Below are 2,120 nucleotides of genomic sequence, written 5' to 3'. Positions count from 1 at the left end.
TATTTACATTCCGCTCGGCGCGCAATATACTTACGATCAAAGCCAGTTGTTCGCCAATATCATCGTCAAACTGGTACATCAACAAACACCGGACTTTACCACACTGGAACGCATGATCGCCAACCGCAAAGGAAAAATGTACCTGGATTTCCTGCAAAACCGCCCCGGCGCGACCATTGCAGGCGTTTACTCTTTACGTCCCAAACCTGGTGCCACGGTATCGATGCCCGTGCATTGGGATGAGGTCAAATCCGGTTTAACAATGCGGGATTTTATGATCCATAATGCTATTGATCGGTTAAAAGAGACCGGCGACTTGTTTACAGGTGTCTTAGGAAAAGGCATTGACTTGGCTAAAACCGTGAAAAAGGCGCAAAGTGTGTTTACGTGATCAAGCCAACCCCTTGCAATTGACCTTTTTTACTATTAATTAAATAAAGTGTACCTTTACGTTGTATTGTTGATCACTGATCTCGGTCGAATTGCGAAGACTGCCTCTATAAGGCACTTTGAACGACTTTATCGCTTTCAGCTTTCATGCTAATTTCAATACAGCGATTACCTATGAGAAAAGTACTTATCCTCGACGATAATGCAGATATCCTGCAGATAGTTACCGAAGTGTTAGTTTATGAAGGTTATCAAGTTCGAGGCATCAACACCGGTGCGGAACTTTTTGCCTTAGCTGAAAGCTACCTACCTGACCTAATACTGCTGGACTATCGGTTGCCTGATGCCAATGGTGGAGAATTATGTCGTGAACTTAAATTGCATCCGCAACTAAAGGATATTCCAGTTATCATTTTTACTGCATATCAGGATCCCAAATTAGATCTTAGTACTTACGGTTGTGAGGGTGTAATCAGTAAACCTTTTGATCTTGACAACCTGACCCGGGCGATTGATGCCCTCATCCTGGCCGATTAATGGCACGGTATTTCGTTTTATTTCAACATGAAAAAAACGATCAGCAGCATCATAGGCGGCATTACAGGTGCCATTACGCTAAATATTATCCACCAGACCGTTAAACAATTCGATCACGATACACCACGTGTTGACCTAATCGGCGAAGAAGCCTTGTCTAAGGCATTAGCAAAAGTTAATATAGAACCACCTACAGGTGATGCGCTGTTTACAGCGACGTTAGCCGCAGACCTGCTCAGCAATGCTGCTTATTATAGTTTCATCGGATTGGTTAAAAAGAAACACCTCATAACCGCTGGCGCGCTTACCGGACTGGCCGCAGGCATCGGCGCCCTAACATTAACCAAACCGATGGGGTTAAGCGATGCACCGGTCACCCGTACAGAAAAAACGAAACTTTTGACCGTTGCCTGGTACACCATCGGCGGGCTGGTCGCTGGTGCAGTGATGCTCAGTCTGCGTAAAAAGTAAAATAACGGACAGGCACGGCAATTGTAATCAATGATCTATGAACTCGGATCAATTTAACCAGTTAGACGACCATCAAAAAACCGAAATGGTTTTGAAGGCGACCTTTTTGGCTGACCGGCTGAGCGGGGATCATTACGTCAAACTTTACAATTTTGATAAATTTTACATTGAGGTTTTCTTTGATGACCATACCCATTTGATCGACGGGTTTCATGCTTTTGAACATACGTTATTCGTCATGCCGTATTTGAATGATCTGAGGATCGCAGTTTAAAAAGGAGGAACTATGCCCTGGTATAACGGCGACTATCCGCCATCTTATAAAAACCAACCGAAATACTTACGCGAGAAAGCGGTGGAGATCGCCAACGAAGTATTGAAAACCACGCACAACGAAGGTGAAGCCATTGCTACCGGTCTCAAGCAGGCACGTATTCATTTTGAACATCACCCGGAGGAAATACCGGCTAACGAAAAATAAGATGAAATATACACACGCGATAGTAGGTGGCAGCGGTCATATCGGAACCGCGCTGATGGCTGCCTTACTGCAACAACAACAACCAGTTTTGGTCATCGGTCACGATGCCGCGAAGGCCAAAGACTGGGAAGCGAAAGGCGCAGCTTATGAGGTAGCGGATGTAAGAGATGCCCACCGCTTAGCAGCGCTTTTCTCACAAGCCGAGCGGGTATTTATCCTGAATCCGCCCGCGCCGCCCGAT

The 2,120-nt window shown here is 45.5% G+C and carries 5 protein-coding genes and 1 pseudogene; 5 read left to right on the top strand and 1 reads right to left on the bottom strand.

Going from position 1 to position 2,120, the window contains the following annotated elements:
* The 3 genes and pseudogenes from AAGC65_RS26090 to AAGC65_RS26080 form a co-directional block, all read left to right on the top strand.
* A pseudogene (locus AAGC65_RS26090) lies at positions 1 to 391 on the top strand (DNA ligase); the annotation flags it as partial.
* 173 nt (positions 392 to 564) lie between these two features.
* The gene (locus tag AAGC65_RS26085; protein ID WP_343115379.1) at positions 565 to 927 is read left to right on the top strand and encodes a response regulator; all 363 of its coding nucleotides are present in this window, start codon (positions 565 to 567) and stop codon (positions 925 to 927) included.
* A 27-nt stretch (positions 928 to 954) separates the two neighbouring features.
* On the top strand, positions 955 to 1,398 hold the full coding sequence (locus AAGC65_RS26080; protein ID WP_343115378.1) for a hypothetical protein: 444 nt from the start codon (positions 955 to 957) through the stop codon (positions 1,396 to 1,398).
* 61 nt (positions 1,399 to 1,459) lie between these two features.
* On the opposite strand, the gene AAGC65_RS26075 is transcribed toward AAGC65_RS26080, so the two are convergent.
* A complete protein-coding gene (locus tag AAGC65_RS26075) occupies positions 1,460 to 1,612 on the bottom strand; it encodes a hypothetical protein (RefSeq protein ID WP_343115377.1) in 153 nt (50 codons plus the stop codon).
* A gap of 72 nt (positions 1,613 to 1,684) precedes the next feature.
* On the opposite strand from AAGC65_RS26075, the gene AAGC65_RS26070 reads away from it, so the two are divergent.
* Both AAGC65_RS26070 and AAGC65_RS26065 read left to right on the top strand, forming a co-directional pair.
* A complete protein-coding gene (locus tag AAGC65_RS26070; protein WP_343115376.1) occupies positions 1,685 to 1,879 on the top strand; it encodes a hypothetical protein in 195 nt (64 codons plus the stop codon).
* Position 1,880: 1 nt separating this feature from the next.
* The coding region (locus AAGC65_RS26065) for an NAD-dependent epimerase/dehydratase family protein (RefSeq protein WP_343115375.1) at positions 1,881 to 2,120 on the top strand (240 nt) is incomplete at its 3' end.

Source organism: Mucilaginibacter sp., from assembly GCF_039207105.1.
Taxonomy (GTDB): domain Bacteria; phylum Bacteroidota; class Bacteroidia; order Sphingobacteriales; family Sphingobacteriaceae; genus Mucilaginibacter.
This window is presented reverse-complemented; position numbering and strand designations above follow the sequence as displayed.